Source organism: Limnohabitans sp. T6-20 (genome assembly GCF_003063505.1).
Lineage (GTDB): Bacteria > Pseudomonadota > Gammaproteobacteria > Burkholderiales > Burkholderiaceae_C > Limnohabitans_A.
The window spans coordinates 744,391-758,560 of record NZ_NERW01000001.1 but is presented as its reverse complement, the minus strand read 5'-3'; the positions used below and the strand labels follow the sequence as shown (position 1 = coordinate 758,560).

Annotated in this window: 14 protein-coding genes; 6 read left to right on the top strand and 8 right to left on the bottom strand. The window is 62.2% G+C overall.

Annotation, left to right across the window (positions count from 1 at the left end; all coding sequences use genetic code 11):
• Positions 1–20 precede the first annotated feature (20 nt).
• From B9Z33_RS03585 to B9Z33_RS03570, 4 genes are read left to right on the top strand one after another with little or no spacing between them, the layout of a single operon-like run.
• Positions 21–1,835: a caspase family protein gene (locus B9Z33_RS03585; protein ID WP_108285607.1), complete on the top strand. Its 1,815-nt coding sequence runs from the start codon at positions 21–23 to the stop codon at positions 1,833–1,835.
• Positions 1,832–2,323 carry an OmpA family protein gene (locus B9Z33_RS03580; protein WP_199220276.1) on the top strand — a complete coding sequence of 164 codons (492 nt, stop codon included), beginning with the start codon at positions 1,832–1,834 and terminating at the stop codon, positions 2,321–2,323. The genes B9Z33_RS03585 and B9Z33_RS03580 overlap by 4 nt, the downstream gene beginning before the upstream one ends.
• Positions 2,320–2,781, top strand: a complete 462-nt coding sequence (locus B9Z33_RS03575; protein ID WP_108285606.1) for a hypothetical protein — start codon at positions 2,320–2,322, stop codon at positions 2,779–2,781. The genes B9Z33_RS03580 and B9Z33_RS03575 overlap by 4 nt, the downstream gene beginning before the upstream one ends.
• Before the next feature lie 47 nt (positions 2,782–2,828).
• Positions 2,829–3,743, top strand: coding sequence for a DMT family transporter (locus B9Z33_RS03570; RefSeq protein ID WP_233252718.1), 915 nt, complete (start codon positions 2,829–2,831; stop codon positions 3,741–3,743).
• A 79-nt stretch (positions 3,744–3,822) separates the two neighbouring features.
• Here the strand turns inward: B9Z33_RS03570 and B9Z33_RS03565 are convergent, their stop codons facing one another.
• Positions 3,823–4,293, bottom strand: a complete 471-nt coding sequence (locus B9Z33_RS03565) for a hypothetical protein (protein WP_146183817.1) — start codon at positions 4,291–4,293, stop codon at positions 3,823–3,825.
• 146 nt (positions 4,294–4,439) lie between these two features.
• On the opposite strand from B9Z33_RS03565, the gene B9Z33_RS03560 reads away from it, so the two are divergent.
• Complete coding sequence (locus B9Z33_RS03560) at positions 4,440–5,417, top strand: LysR family transcriptional regulator (protein WP_199220275.1); 978 nt, start codon at positions 4,440–4,442, stop codon at positions 5,415–5,417.
• Positions 5,414–6,307, top strand: a complete 894-nt coding sequence (locus B9Z33_RS03555; protein ID WP_108285603.1) for a metallophosphoesterase — start codon at positions 5,414–5,416, stop codon at positions 6,305–6,307. Before B9Z33_RS03560 ends, B9Z33_RS03555 begins: the two co-directional genes overlap by 4 nt.
• 140 nt (positions 6,308–6,447) lie before the next feature.
• Here B9Z33_RS03555 and xylB read toward each other — a convergent pair whose 3' ends face one another.
• The 7 genes from xylB to B9Z33_RS03520 form a co-directional block, all read right to left on the bottom strand.
• Positions 6,448–7,908, bottom strand: coding sequence for a xylulokinase (gene xylB / locus B9Z33_RS03550; protein ID WP_108285602.1), 1,461 nt, complete (start codon positions 7,906–7,908; stop codon positions 6,448–6,450).
• A gap of 21 nt (positions 7,909–7,929) precedes the next feature.
• On the bottom strand, positions 7,930–8,865 hold the full coding sequence (locus tag B9Z33_RS03545; RefSeq protein ID WP_108285601.1) for an AraC family transcriptional regulator: 936 nt from the start codon (positions 8,863–8,865) through the stop codon (positions 7,930–7,932).
• Between the two features lie 30 nt (positions 8,866–8,895).
• Positions 8,896–10,314: a D-arabinitol 4-dehydrogenase gene (dalD, locus tag B9Z33_RS03540; RefSeq protein WP_108285600.1), complete on the bottom strand. Its 1,419-nt coding sequence runs from the start codon at positions 10,312–10,314 to the stop codon at positions 8,896–8,898.
• 164 nt (positions 10,315–10,478) lie between these two features.
• Positions 10,479–11,213 (bottom strand): SDR family oxidoreductase, encoded by a 735-nt coding sequence (locus B9Z33_RS03535; protein WP_108285599.1) that lies wholly within the window; start codon positions 11,211–11,213, stop codon positions 10,479–10,481.
• A 27-nt stretch (positions 11,214–11,240) separates the two neighbouring features.
• A complete protein-coding gene (locus B9Z33_RS03530; RefSeq protein ID WP_108285598.1) occupies positions 11,241–12,317 on the bottom strand; it encodes an ABC transporter ATP-binding protein in 1,077 nt (358 codons plus the stop codon).
• Positions 12,318–12,340: 23 nt separating this feature from the next.
• Complete coding sequence (locus B9Z33_RS03525) at positions 12,341–13,183, bottom strand: carbohydrate ABC transporter permease (protein ID WP_199220274.1); 843 nt, start codon at positions 13,181–13,183, stop codon at positions 12,341–12,343.
• A 10-nt stretch (positions 13,184–13,193) separates the two neighbouring features.
• Positions 13,194–14,102 carry a carbohydrate ABC transporter permease gene (locus B9Z33_RS03520; protein ID WP_233252717.1) on the bottom strand — a complete coding sequence of 303 codons (909 nt, stop codon included), beginning with the start codon at positions 14,100–14,102 and terminating at the stop codon, positions 13,194–13,196.
• Between the last annotated feature and the right edge of the window lie 68 nt (positions 14,103–14,170).

The following is a 14,170-nucleotide window of genomic DNA, read 5'->3' as shown; positions in this document are numbered from 1 at the left end:
CATTTCTGAATGGTTTTCGCATGAAAAAAAATGCCTCGATCCTCTTGGCCCTTGCACTCGTCATGGCTTGGCCAGCACAGTCGCAAACGCCAGCCTTGCGATCCGCCTTAGTCATCGGACTGAGCCAATATGGTGCCAGCACCGGCGCAGCGACACTGGAGGGCGTGCCCCATGACGTCGAAAGTGCCAAACGGATTGCCATGGCCATGGGGATTCCTGCAAACCAAATTCGCTTGGTCCGTGACCAGGACGCCACCAAAGAAAATATCCTCAAGGAAATCCGGCAGCTGGGCGAACGCACCCGAGAGGGCGGTCGCAGTTTCATCTACTTTTCCGGACATGGCACACGCTATTGGGATCCATCGGTCAATGGATGCGTTGAGGGGCTTCTAACGCACGATGGCCAGGCCATCACCAACGCAGAGCTGGCACAAGCCACTCAAAAAGTCACCGCTGGCGCAGACAAGGTGATCACCATGATCGATGCCTGTCACTCAGGCGGCGTTGCATCGAACAAGGCTGCGACGCGATCTATTGGCGGGATCGAGTTCAAACCCAAATTCACCTTCAAGGCCAGCGGTGCCGCCGATGCTTGCAGCCAACCCTCCAACCTCAAAACACGCAGCCTGTTGGGAGAAACAACGCGTTTGGGTGCCTTGCAGGAAAACGTGGTCCAAATCACCTCATCACGCCCCGATGAAGTGAGTTTTGACGAGCCTGGCAAGGGTGGGCTGGCCACACAAGGTATCCGTGACTGCTTATTGGGGAAGGCAGCTGACACGGATGGCTCTGGCGCTGTATCGCTCGCAGAAATTCAACAATGCGCCCAAGCCGTCATTGACCAACGGCTCAAAGGTGTGAAAGACCTGACGCCACACCATGTTTCGGTTTCAGGCAATCGCAATTTGATCCCTGTTGCACAGCAGCGTCCTGTACAAGTGGTGGCGACGGCCCCAAGCACCCCATCGGTAGCACCACCCGCGATGGCAACGACACCTGCGCCATCCAAACCACCGGCCAGCGTGACGATGACCCAGAACACGGCATCAACCCATGTGGCGCCCACCACACCGACACCATCACGCCCACCGGCTGCGTCCCAACCAGCAGCAGCCGCACCGGTGACCCCGCCGGCCATTGCAACGGCACCTGTTACAGCCCCAACTAGCACTGCATCCGTTGCGGTGCCTGTTGCTGCACCTGCCGAATCGGCAACACAACGACCAAACAAACCACCGTCTGCGGCCCAGCGCCCAGCGCAAGCACCTGCCGAGGCACCTGTACAAGCCATGGCAACGGCATCGCCCGCGCCTGCAGCCCCAGTGCCCGAACCCATGCTGGCATCGGTGGCCACCTTGACCGACATTGAGCAGCAACGCGATCCACGCATGGTGCTGGATGTGAAATTGAGCAAGCCTGTCCTGAAGATTGGCAAAGATGCTTTAGACCTGAGCATCAAATCCAGTCACGATGGGTACATCTATCTTGTCTTGCTGGGCAGTGACCGCAAAAGTTTCTATGTGCTCTACCCCAATGGACTGGACAAGGACAACCGCATCAAAGCAGGCCAAACCCGCAAGCTGCCCCGACCAGACTGGCAACTTGAAGCGGCTGGGCCTCCCGGCACGGACCACCTGTTGGTGATGGTGGCTTCCAGTCCGCGACAAATAGACCGCTTGGCCATGACCGAACCCAGCGCCACCAACCCGTTCACCTTTGCGCTCAATGAAATCGGTGGCCGTGCAGCCTTGATCAATTTTCTCGTTCACAACAAAGACGGTGAAGGTTCCGAGCGCTTTGGCGCCAAACTGCTGACCTTGAAAGAAGTTCTATGAAACAGCTGACACTCGCATTGGCGTTCATCTTGTACGTTGTGTCTGCATCGGCACAATTGGTGCAACAAGCCTCCAAAGAAGACCTGATCGAAAAGCTCACACCGCCTGCACCACCCACAACTCGCAGCCTGCGCAACCTGGTGCCTAAACCCGTCAACGTGGACCTGTCCATCAACTTTGATTTCGACTCGGCCCGCCTGCAAGCCAATAGCAAACCCTTGCTCGACAACCTAGCACAAGCCATGAACAGCGAGCGCCTGTCGAACCTGAAATTCAAGGTCGAAGGGCACACCGATGCCAAAGGCAAGCCCGAGTACAACCAAGAACTGTCCTCACGCAGGGCCTCTGCAGTTCAAGCTTATTTGACCAGTCAAAACGTGAATGCGGACCGCTTGCAATCCGAAGGCAAAGGGGCGAGTGAACTGCTCGTGCCTGAAAAACCAATGGCCAGCGAAAACAGGCGCGTTCGGATCAGCTTGGTCCCATGATGCGCACCATCGCCTGGCTCAGAGTGCCGCTGCTGGCCATGGGCCTGTGTGCTTGGGTGCCCCACATCTGCGCGTTTGAACTGGTCTCAGCCCAAGAAATGCGAGCCTCCCTGACTGCAGCAGAACCTTTGATAACAAAAGCTGTCGCCGTACCGGGTGCACCACAAATCGAGCTCGTGCATCCACGACTCGATTCACCCATCCCATCGCCAACAGCCATCCAGCTGTTGTTCGTGCCATCCACCTCCAGCCCGGTGCGCCCCGAGAGCTTCAAGGTTTTGTATGGCCGTCTGCGCATCGACATCACCCAGCGCCTCATCAGTGCGGCCAAAGTCACTGCCGAAGGTATCAACGTCAAAGAGGCCAGCTTGCCCAAAGGCAACCATCGCTTGCTGCTGAGCGTTGAAGACATTCAGGGGCGTCAAGGCATCAAGTCTCTTGATCTAGAGATCAACTAACGCGCACACATCGGTTTTCTTGAGATGCATCCAGTGCAACTGCCATTTTGAAGACCCCCGAATCCCGCGAACGCTTGGCGCTTTGGCTGCTCTGGATCACCCCGGCACTGTGGTCTGTCAATTACATCGTGGCGCGCACCGCGCCCGGGGTGATTTCGCCGCACATGTTGGCGCTGGGCCGTTGGGCTTTGGCGGGTTTCATCTTGACCTGGATTGCACGCACAGAGCTTTGGCATGCGCGCCATGGCCTCATGAAAGCGGCTTGGCAATACCTGGTGCTGGGCGCATTGGGCATGCTGGTTTGTGGTGCCTGGGTCTACCAGGGCGCGCAGACCACCACCGCCATGAACATTGCACTGATCTACGCCGCTTCACCGGTGCTGATCGCGCTGGGTGCTGTGCTTTGGCTGGGCGAGCGGTTTTCCGCACGCCAAGCTTTGGGGGTGGTCATCGCTTTGTCGGGCGTATTCCATGTGGTGGTCAAGGGGCAATGGGCCTCGCTGAACCAAGTGCAATGGGTGACAGGTGACGGCTGGATTGTGCTGGCCATGATGTCCTGGGCCGGGTATGCCTTGCTGCAAAAGAAATGGGCCAGCCCCTTGAGCGCCACCGCTCGGCTGGCGGCTATTTGCATGGGCGGGGTGCTGGTGCTCTTGCCGTTTGCAACATGGGAATGCTTGCAAACCAACACCCCGCACTGGAGCCTGCACGCCACCTGGCTGGTACTGAGTGCGGCCTTATTGCCCGGCATTGGCGCATACTGGGCTTATGGCTTTTGCCAGAAGGTGTTGGGGGCCAGTCGGGTAGCGGCCAGCCTTTACATGGGGCCGCTTTATGGCGGTTTGACGGCTTGGCTGATTTTGGGTGAGTCTTTGGGCTGGCACCATGTCATGGGCGCCCTGCTGATTTTGCCGGGCATTTACCTGGCTTCACGTTCAACAAAGCCAAGTGCGCTAGCCTGAACTTGGCGCCAAAACGCAAAAGGCCTCCCGAAGGAGGCCTTGTGGTTCAAAGGCACGAGGCCCCAACCAACGCGATGGATCAGATGTAGTACATGCGGCTTTGCAGCATGCGAGCGGTGCGGCGGGTCATCAGTGTGGTGATGTCATTCGCTGGCTGTGCGTCGTTACCGGCGCGGTCCATGGCGGTTTGCAATTCGCCCATCAAGCGGCTGTCGGTTTGGGCCATGGCCCAAAGACGTTCGTCGGCACGGCGGCGCGCCACGTGGGCAGACCAGGCGTCCAGGCCGCCCATCAGGTTTTGAGCCAATGCACGGGTCACGCCGCGCAGCACGCCAATGGCCACAGCGGCCACGGCCCACAAGGCCAGCCAGGCGGCCACCACATGGGACTCCGCCCAGCTGTCGATCATTTGGTCGGTGACAACCACCAGCGCAGCCACACCTGCGGCCAGCATGAGGGAGGCCAACGTTTTGGTGGACGTGGCTGAGGCTGCTGCCGAAGCAGCGTCGGAGGGCATCTGCCCCAGAATGGATTTGGTAGCGGTGTTCATTTTGTGTTCCCTTGAATTGATTTTGTATGCTTTGGCAACCCAAATCATCAAAACCATGTCGCAATCATAGGGTTTTCACTGATGCTATTCAACTTTATATTCATGATGTTTATCATTCACAATGGTGATACATATCGGCTGTTTGAATGAATCCCTCCATCCCTGCCTCTTTTCGCACCCTCGACTTGAACCTGCTTCGGGTTTTTGACGAAGTCATGGCCGAGCGCAGCCTGACCCGGGCCGCCCACAACCTGTCGCTCACCCAACCCGCCGTGAGCAATGCTTTGCGCCGTTTGCGCGATGCCTTGGACGACGAACTGGTCCGACGCCACGGCCACGGCATTGAGCCCACCCCGCGCGCGCTGGCACTGTGGCCCAGCGTGCGCGAAGCGCTGCGCCAGTTGCAAGAGGCCATCGTGCCCAGCCCATTCGTGCCGCACGAAGCGACCAGCACCTTCGTGCTGGCCATGGCCGATGCCACCGCCGCCGAACTGATGGGCGGGCTGGCCCGGCAACTCGAAACCCAAGCCCCCGGCGTGTCGCTGCGGGTGGTGCCGTTGACCACACGCGACCCCCGCCAGCTGCTAAGCGACGGCGCGGCCGACATGGCGCTGGGCTACTTTCCGGCGGTGCTGACCGACCTGACCGGTCGCGCCCAAGCGGGCGAAGCCGTGGCCTTTGAGCACCAGCGCCTGTACGCCGGTGAATATGTCTGCGTGATGCGACAAGGCCACCCGCTGGCCGACCAGCCCCTGACGCTGGACGCTTACTGCGCCGCCCGGCACCTGCTGGTGAGTTTTTCAGGGCGTCCTTATGGCTTTGTGGACGAAGCACTGGCCTCGATCGGCAGGCAACGGCGCATCGTGCTGACCGTGAACCAGTTTTTCACCGCCGGGCAGGTGGTCGTCAGCTCGGACCTGCTCACCGTGCTGCCGCGCCACTTTGTACCCACCACGGGCATGACAGACCAATTGGTACTGCGCGACTTGCCCCTTGCTGTACCGCCGGTCCACGTCGAAGCCCTTTGGCATCGGCGAGTGCAACATGACAGCGCCCACCAGTGGCTGCGCGGCCAGTTGTTGCAAGTGGCCCAAGCCGCCTTTGCCAACGAGGGCACAGCATGAAAATCCAATTGCTCTCAGACCTGCACCTGGAGTCCAACCCCGGCTTTGTACCCAGCCCCGCACCGGGTGCTGACCTGCTGGTGCTGGCAGGCGACATCGGCTCGTACCAGACCAATTCGGCACTCACCGCCGCAGGCGATGCCGACTTTGGCCTGAAGCGTTTTTCGCCGCTGCACGGCTGGCCCACCCCGGTGCTGTTTGTGCCCGGCAACCACGAATACGACGGCATGGACTTTGACGCAGCCCACGCCCGACTGCACGAGACCTGCGCCCGGCTGGGCATCACCTGGCTGGAGCGCGAAGTGCTGCAGCTGGGCAAGGTGCGCTTTGTGGGCACGACGCTGTGGACCGACTTCGATGCGCTGGGGCCGCTGGCAGGGCAGCCCTTGCCAGACCCGTCATCGGCCAAATTCCCCACCCACTTCCATCACCCGAACAGCCAATACACGCGCCAGCTCAAGGCGCGTGACAAGGCGTTTCGGGCGGCCAACTATTACCTGCGCAAAACCCAGACCACACGCCGAGGCGAAGCCTGGTTGGCCGAAGGCCTGCGCGAGCAAGCCCTGCTGTGCCAGGACTGGCTCCAGCAGACCCTGAGTACCCCATTTACCGGAAGTACCGTGGTCGTCACCCACTTTGCCCCCAGCCTGCGCAGCGCCGACCCGCGCTATGGGCAAGTGCCCGGCACCGCTGGGTTTTGCAACGCCCTTGACGCGCTGCTGCCCCAGGCACAACTGTGGCTGCACGGCCACCTGCACTGCCCGGTGGACTACACCCACAACAACTGCCGCGTGGTGGCCAACCCGCTGGGTTACGCCCACAAAAACGAGCAAATCACGTTTCAAGCACAGCGGGTGATCAGCGTGGGTGAAGGTCTTTGTAAGGGTTAAAGCCTCTCACCTGCAGATTTTCCCCAAACCATCGCCAGCAGGGCTGGCTCCTACAGAAGGCAGGGTTATTGGGGGTTGTAGGCGCTTGCCTGCAAGCGATTGGGCATTGCTCTCGCCAGCAGGGCTGGCACTATTGCCGCTCAAAAAAGCGGCGACACCGCCCGGTACAGCGCCTGAAACCGCGCATGGCGCAAAGCCAACGCTGCATGCTGCGCGGCATCGGGCTCAAAGCGGCGGCTCACGGGCGGGGTGGTGCACACCTGGTCCGGCGCACCACCGCACGCCAGCCAGGCCAGCCGCGCCGCGCCCAAAGCCGCGCCGGTTTCTGCGCCTTCATGCAGGGTCAAAGGCAAGCCCAGCACATGGGCCAGCAACTGGGCCCACCAGACATCGCGTGCACCGCCGCCCACCAGCGACAAACTCTGCAAGGCGGGTTCGGGCGTGCCCAGGGTCTGCAAGCCGTCGCGCAGGCCAAAGGCCACGCCTTCGGCCACGGCATAGGCCAGGGCCTCACGCCCGTGCGCAGCCGTGAGGCCAAACCAGCAGGCCGTGGCCAGGGGCTGATTGTGTGGCGTGCGCTCGCCGCTCAGATAGGGCAAAAACAAGGGGGCCGTGGGTCGCTGTGCTTCAGGTACTTGCGATGCCGCCGTCAGCAAACTGGCCTCATCGGCAAACGCCAGATTTTTGGCCGCCCAGGTCACCGCGCTGGCCGCACTCAGCATGACCGACATCTGGTGCCAGCGGCCCGGCAGCGCATGGCAAAACGCATGCAGGCCCTGCGCCGGGTTGGGCGCAAAGCGGGCACCGCTGACAAACACCACACCCGAGGTGCCCAGCGACACAAAGCCCTGACCGGGCCGCACCAGGCCCATGCCCACCGCGCTGGCTGCGTTGTCGCCCGCGCCACCCGCCACCGACACCCGCTCGGGCAGGCCCCAGCGGCGGCACAACTCGGGCTTCAAAAAAGCCGACACGGCGCTGCCCTCGACCAAGCGCGGCATGTGGCTGCGGTCCAGCCCGCAAGCGGCCAGCAAGGTGTCCGACCAATCGCGCAAGCCGGTGTCGAGCCAGAGCGTGCCCGCAGCGTCCGACATCTCGCTCACCGCTTCGCCCGTGAGCTGCCAGCGCAACCAGTCTTTGGGCAGCAACACGCGGCGGGTGCGGGCAAACAAGTCCGGTTCATGCGCGCGCACCCACAAGAGCTTGGGCGCGGTGAACCCCGGCATGGCCAGATTGCCGGTGATGCGGGACAAATCAGGCACCTGCGCCGTGAGCTGTTCGCACTGCGCACCGCTGCGCCCGTCGTTCCACAAAATGGCCGGACGCAGCACATCGCCTTGCGCGTCCATCAAGACCGCGCCGTGCATCTGCCCCGACAGGCCCACACCTTGCAACTGCGCCAGCGCCTCGGGGTGCGTGCGCTGCAAGCTGTCCATGACCTGCTGCAAAGCCTGCCACCAGCTGGCCGGGTCCTGCTCGGACCACAGGGCTTGCGGGCGCTGCACCGTGAGCGGCGCATGGGCGGTGGCCAGCACCTGGTGCTGGTCGTTCAGCAGCAGGGCTTTGAGTTCAGAGGTGCCCAGGTCGAGGCCGAGAAACATGCCGTGCTTTCCGTGAAAAAATCAATGCGCCCCGCTGAAGCGCGTGAGCGACTGCCGCCGAAAATCCGAAGGCTTCATGCCCTTGATCTCCAAAAAGCGCCGGTTGAAATTGGCCACGCTGTTGAAGCCAACGTCATAGCAGATGTGGGTGATCTGCTGGTCGGTGTCCATCAACAACTGGCAGGCGCGGCTGATGCGCACGCGGTTCACAAAGTCGGTGAAGGTGTTGCCCGTGGCCTTGCGGAAAAACCGGCTGAAGCGGCTTTCGCTCATGCCCAGCTCGGCCGCCCAGGCCGCAGCCGAATGGGGCTCGGCCAACTGCTCGGTGATGCGGTTGACCACATCGTTGATGCGGTCCAGCGAGGTGTCGTCGTCGTCGCTTTGCAGCGGTGCGCTGGACAGCAAGCGGTAATCGTTGCAGGCCGCCAGATCGGCCAAAAAATCACAAAACGCCGTGAACCGGCGCAGGCCATGGGCCGCTTTGACTTTGCGCCAATGTGCATGCGCCACTTCTGACATGCCAAAAAATTCGATGCCATGACGTGCCCGCTCCAGCAGCGGCAACAGCTCGGCCAGCTCAGGGATCGTCTGGCTGGCCTGCACCAGCGGGTCGTGCGCGAACTGGATCACCAGATCGCGTTCGGCCACACCGCCCTCGGGCAAATCCATGGTCACCCAGTTGTGCGGCAGGCGCGGGCCCGTCAGCACCAGCTGGCCAGGCTGAAACGGTCCGATCCAGTCGCCCACAAACACCTTGCCCGAGGTGGCGGTGATCAGGTGCAGCTCGTATTCGTCGTGGTAATGCCAGCGCGCCAGCGGGGTGGGAAAGCCGTGCGCCAGGCAGCGCACAAAGCCCACATCGGTGGACGACTCATAACCCATGTTGGGCGAGCGCACCAGTTCATGCTCCAGCTCGGGCTTGATCTGGCGGGGCACGGTGCGGGTTCGGACGGTCATGGCGCGACTCAAGAGAGGATGAATGGCCTGTCAGTTTGGCACAGCAGGCGCGCCCGTGTGGTCGCGGACAAAGCGACCCACCCGCTCGTGGGCACGGCGAACCGCGTCCACCAGACGGGCGTCTGCGGCCAGTTCGCCCCACAAGGTGGTGTCGGCGCAAAAGGCCGCCATGGGGTCGGTGGCGTCGCACATCGCGTGCGCCACCTCGGGCTGCATGGCCTGATCCTGGTAGGTGTAGGGAATCTGCCCGACATGCCAGCGCTGCAAATAGGCCAAAAAGAGCGCGGGCAGCATGGCCACACTGGCGATGCTTTCACCACGCGCCAGCCGCTCGCGGATGGTGGGGGCGATGAAGCCCGGCACCTTGGAAAAGCCGTCCATGGCCACGCGCTGGTTGGTGTCGAAAATGGCAGGGTTGCCAAAGCGGTCGAGCACCACATCGCGGTATTGCGGCAGGTTCAGCGGGCAGGGGTTTTCGGGCGTGTCCAGCACCGGGATCACGTCGTCGGTCACGTAGTCGTAGGCCATGCGACGGATCACCGTATCGTGCGTGCCTTCGTGGATGTAGGTATAGCCCACCAGCGTGCCCGCCCAGGCGATGCAGCTGTGCGTGGCGTTGAGCAAGCGGATCTTGGCTTCTTCATACGCATCCACCGAATCGACCATTTCCACGCCAACTTGTTCCCACGCGGGGCGACCGGCGATGAAACGGTCTTCGATCACCCACTGGATGAAGCTCTCGGCCATGAGGGCTGCCGGGTCGTCTTGCCCGGTCGCGGCCTTGACGCGCTCGGCCACATCGGGCGTGGGCCGGGGCGTGATGCGGTCGACCATGGCGTTGGGGCTGGTGGTGTGCAATTGCACCCATTGCAGCAAGGCGCTGTCGCCCAGCGTTTCGATGAACTGCAGCAAACCGCTGCGCGAACGCTCGCCGTTGTGGCGCAGGTTGTCGCAGTTCATCAGCGTGACCGGGCCACTGCCCGCCTGCATGCGTGCGCGCAAAAGGGTGACCAAAGCGCCGTAAACGGTGTGGCCTGCAAGGCCCGCCCTGACCGCGTCCAGATCGGCACGCAAATCCGCAAAGCTGGCCCAGTCGAGCCGGTTGTTGGCGTCCAGGTAATAACCCGCTTCGGTGACGGTGAAGCTGATGATGCGCGTGGCCGCATCGGACCCTACGGCCACCAGCGGGGCCAGGTCGTCCTGGTAGGGGATGACGCGCTGAATGGACGTGACGCGGGTGTAGGTTTTTTCGTCCTGGGGCGTCACGGTCTCCAGCGTGTAGGCACCGCCCTGCGCTTGCAGCGCCGCGATGGTGTCGGGCATGTCGGGGCGCAGGTTGCCAGCGGTGATGCCCCAGCTCAGGTCACCCAACTGGCGCAGCTGGTGCACATAGACGGCCTGGTGTGCGCGGTGAAAAGAGCCCAAGCCCAGGTGCAAGATGGTGTTCATGGTTAAAAAAGGAAAAAAGGTTTTGGAGTAGGAGCCAGCACTGCTGGCGATAAGGCGCTGGTGGACCACCGGCTTTTCGCTTGCAGGGCAAGCTCCCACACACGGTCCCAAATCGCCAACCCAGCAGCCAAAAAATCAAACGTCATGGGGCCGAACCAACAGGTTCAAAGGTCGAAATTCGTCGGCATCATGACCACGTCGCGGATCGTCATGCCGCGTGGGCGCGTGAGCATGAACAGCACGACCTGCGCCACCTCAGCCGCTTCGAGCAGGCTGCCACTGGCCTTGGCCTCGGCCAGTTTTTCGGCAGGCCAGTCGGCCAGCAGCGCAGTGATGACCGGCCCGGGCGAAATCGCGCCCATGCGGATTCCGTGCTTGAACACCTGGCGGCGCGTGGTCTGCACAAAGCAGTCAATCGCCCATTTGCTGGACGCATACACCGGCTCCCAGGGCGTGGGGAAATGCGCAGCCAGCGAGCTGGTGACGATGATGTCGCCCGCGCCGCGCGCGATCATGTGCGGCAGCACGCCGCGCACGTTCTTCATCACCACGTTGACGTTGAGGTTGAGCATCCGGTCGATGGCCTCGTCTTGCGCGTCCACCAGATCACCGCCCACATACAGGCCCGCGTTGGCATGGAAGATATCAAGCCGCCCGGCCAGCGCCAGGATGCGCTCGGGCATGGCGGCGCATTGCACCGGGTCCAGCAGGTCCAGCACCAGGGGCAGGGCTTTGGCACCCAGTGTGGCGCAGGCTTTGTCGAGCGCTTGGCTGTCTCGGTCCACCAGCACGACGGTCGCGCCCGCCTCCAGCATGGCCTGTGTGCTGGCAAAACCGATGCCCGATGCCGCGCCGGTGACGGCGGCGACCTGGCCGCTCAAAGGAAGTGAGTTGTTCATGGTGTGGGTCTTGAAAAAGTCGAAGGCTCAGGTGGCGCTGCGGGTGTTGTGGGCGCTGTGGGCGCTGTTGGTGGAGCGCACCACGCGGCCGCTGGGGTCAAACCAATGCGCGTGCTCGGTGGCCACGTCAAGCGTGACCGGGCTGCCGGCCACCAGCGCCGTGCGCTCGCTCAGGCGGGCCACCAGCGTGGCACCTTCGGGTGTGCTGACGTAGACCAGGGTTTCAGCGCCCAGCGCCTCAACCAAATCGACTTGGCCCGTGATGGCCCCTTGCCCACCGGAGCGCAGCAACACGTTCTCAGGGCGCAAACCCATGGAGCCGCCCGCCGCACCGGCAGGCGCTTGCTGCTGCACCACGGCCGGCAGCTGCGCCAGCGGCACCACGTTCATTTGCGGTGTGCCGATGAACTGCGCCACAAACTGGTTGGCCGGGCGGTCGTACAGCTCCAGCGGCGTGCCCACCTGCTCAATCTGGCCGTCGCGCAGCACCACCACGCGGTCGGCCAGGGTCATAGCCTCGACCTGGTCGTGCGTCACATAGATGGTGGTGGCGCCCAGGTCGCGGTGCAGCTTGGCGATCTCGACCCGGGTCTGGCCGCGCAAAGCAGCGTCCAGGTTGGACAGCGGCTCGTCAAACAAAAACACCTTGGGTGCCCGCACGATGGCGCGGCCAATCGCCACGCGCTGGCGTTGCCCGCCCGACAGGTCTTTGGGGGTGCGCTGCAGGTAGGCCGTGAGGTTCAGGATTTTGGCGGCGCGCTCGACCTTGTCTTGGATGGCCGCCGGGTCTTCCTTGGCCAGCTTGAGCGCGAAGCTCATGTTCTCGAACACGCTCATGTGCGGGTACAGCGCATAGCTCTGGAACACCATGGCCAGGTCGCGTTTGCTGGACGGCTGGTGCGTGATCTCGCGCCCGTCCAGGTTGAGCTGGCCGCCGTCGATGTGCTCCAGGCCCGCAATCAGGCGCAGCAAGGTCGATTTGCCGCAGCCCGAGGGCCCGACAAACACGACGAACTCGCCTTGCTGGATGTTCAGGTCAATGCCTTTGATGGCGCGGTGGTCACCGAAGAATTTTTCGATGCCTTGAAGTTGCAGGTAAGCCATGGTGTGTGATCGCAATGAAAGGTTTACTTGACGGCGCCAAAGGTCAGGCCTTGCACCAGTTGTTTTTGGCTGAACCAGCCGAAGATGACGATGGGCGCAATGGCCATGAGCGAGGCCGCCGAGAGCTTGGCCCAAAACAGACCTTCAGGGCTGGAGTAGCTGGCGATCAAGGTCGCCAGCGTGCCGCCGTTGGCAGCCGTCAGGTTCAGGCTCCAGAAAGCCTCGTTCCAGCTGAGCACCAGGCACAGCAGGCCGGTGGAGGCCAGCCCCCCCATGGCCAGCGGCAGCAGCACCATGCGCGCTTCTTGCCACAGCGTGGCACCGTCCATGCGGGCGGCTTCGAGGATTTCGTGCGGGATGTCCTTGAAGTGCGAATACAGCATCCAGACCATGATGGGCAGGTTGCTCAAAGTGAACACGATGATCAGCGCCAGCTGGGTGTCGAGCAACTGGCTTTTTTGCGCCAGCACATAGATGGGCACCAAGGCGCCCACGGCGGGCATCATCTTGGTCGACAGCATCCACATCAGGATGTCTTTGGTGTATTGGCCTTTGATGAAGGCCATCGAATAAGCCGCAGGCGCTGCGATCATCAGGCCCAGCAAGGTGGACACCACGCTGGTGATGACCGAGTTTTTGGCATAGAGCAAATAGTCGCTGCGCTCTTGCACCTCGTGGAAGTTGTCCAGCGTGGGCGTGAAGAACAGCTCGGGCGGGATGGCGATGGCCTGCAGCTCGGTCTTGAACGCGGTCAGCAGCAGCCAGCCCAGCGGAAAGAACAGCAGCAGGGCAACGCCCCAAGCGCCGAGCGTGCGCAAGACGTAGGCGAGGGTGAACATGGAGGAGAAAGTGGATTGACGTGCCATGGGGGTTTGCTCACTTGTCCAGGTTTTTGCCGACCATGCGGATCATGAAAACGGCGGCGATGTTGGCAAGCACCACGGCAAACAGCGCACCGGCCGAAGCCACACCGGCATCAAAGTTCAGCAGGGCCTGCTTGAAGATCAAAAAGGCCACGTTGGTGCTCGCGTCACCCGGGCCACCGCCGGTGGTGGTGTAAATCTCGGCAAACACGCTGAGCAAAAAGATGAGTTCGATCATCACCACCACGGCGACCGAGCGGCCCAGGTGGGGGATGTAGAGATAGTGCAATTGCTGGCCGTAGTTGGCGCCGTCCATGCGCGAGGCTTCGAGCTGCTCGCGGTTCATGCTTTGCAGCGCGGTCATGAAAATCAGCGTGGCAAACGGCAGCCATTGCCACGCGACCATGATGATCACGGACAGCAGCGGAAAGTCGGTCAGCCAGTCCACTGGCGTGGCACCAAAGAACAGCCACACCTGCGCCAGCACGCCGTACAGCGGGTTCATCATCATGTTTTTCCACAGCAGCGCATTGACCGTGGGCATGACAAAGAAGGGCGAAATCAGCAGCACCCGCACCAGACCGCGCCCAGCAAACGGCTCGTTGATGAGCAAGGCAATGGCCACGCCCAGCACCACGGTGATGGCGATCACGCTGCCCAAAAGCAGCAAGGTGTTGCCCACCGCCGTGCCAAAAGACGCGTCGGTGATGAAGTATTCGAAGTTTTCCAGTCCGACAAAACCGCTCTGGTCGGGCTGCATCAGGTTGAAGCGGATGACGCTGAAATAAACCGTCATCACCAGCGGCACGATCATCCACAGGAAAAGCGTGGCCACGGCGGGCGTCAGCAGCAAACGGGGCAGCAAGCGCGAAGGCAGGCTGGGGCGCTGATCGGGTAAGGGGTGAGACATAGGGCGGGTCATGGGGAGCATCTCTCAAGAGACCGGAAGCACGGAGCGGAAGCGACAGACGGCAGGCAGATCGGAAACAG

What these genes read in the sequence shown, in the direction of transcription:
- B9Z33_RS03530 (WP_108285598.1), bottom strand. Translation starts at nt 12,317, where the DNA reads ATGGCTTACCTGCAACTTCAAGGCATCGAAAAATTCTTCGGTGACCAC.
- B9Z33_RS03580 (WP_199220276.1), top strand. Translation starts at nt 1,832, where the DNA reads ATGAAACAGCTGACACTCGCATTGGCGTTCATCTTGTACGTTGTGTCT.
- B9Z33_RS03520 (WP_233252717.1), bottom strand. Translation starts at nt 14,102, where the DNA reads ATGACCCGCCCTATGTCTCACCCCTTACCCGATCAGCGCCCCAGCCTG.
- dalD (WP_108285600.1), bottom strand. Translation starts at nt 10,314, where the DNA reads ATGAACACCATCTTGCACCTGGGCTTGGGCTCTTTTCACCGCGCACAC.
- B9Z33_RS03565 (WP_146183817.1), bottom strand. Translation starts at nt 4,293, where the DNA reads ATGAACACCGCTACCAAATCCATTCTGGGGCAGATGCCCTCCGACGCT.
- xylB (WP_108285602.1), bottom strand. Translation starts at nt 7,908, where the DNA reads ATGTTTCTCGGCCTCGACCTGGGCACCTCTGAACTCAAAGCCCTGCTG.
- B9Z33_RS03545 (WP_108285601.1), bottom strand. Translation starts at nt 8,865, where the DNA reads ATGACCGTCCGAACCCGCACCGTGCCCCGCCAGATCAAGCCCGAGCTG.
- B9Z33_RS03555 (WP_108285603.1), top strand. Translation starts at nt 5,414, where the DNA reads ATGAAAATCCAATTGCTCTCAGACCTGCACCTGGAGTCCAACCCCGGC.
- B9Z33_RS03535 (WP_108285599.1), bottom strand. Translation starts at nt 11,213, where the DNA reads ATGAACAACTCACTTCCTTTGAGCGGCCAGGTCGCCGCCGTCACCGGC.
- B9Z33_RS03560 (WP_199220275.1), top strand. Translation starts at nt 4,440, where the DNA reads ATGAATCCCTCCATCCCTGCCTCTTTTCGCACCCTCGACTTGAACCTG.
- B9Z33_RS03525 (WP_199220274.1), bottom strand. Translation starts at nt 13,183, where the DNA reads ATGGCACGTCAATCCACTTTCTCCTCCATGTTCACCCTCGCCTACGTC.
- B9Z33_RS03575 (WP_108285606.1), top strand. Translation starts at nt 2,320, where the DNA reads ATGATGCGCACCATCGCCTGGCTCAGAGTGCCGCTGCTGGCCATGGGC.
- B9Z33_RS03585 (WP_108285607.1), top strand. Translation starts at nt 21, where the DNA reads ATGAAAAAAAATGCCTCGATCCTCTTGGCCCTTGCACTCGTCATGGCT.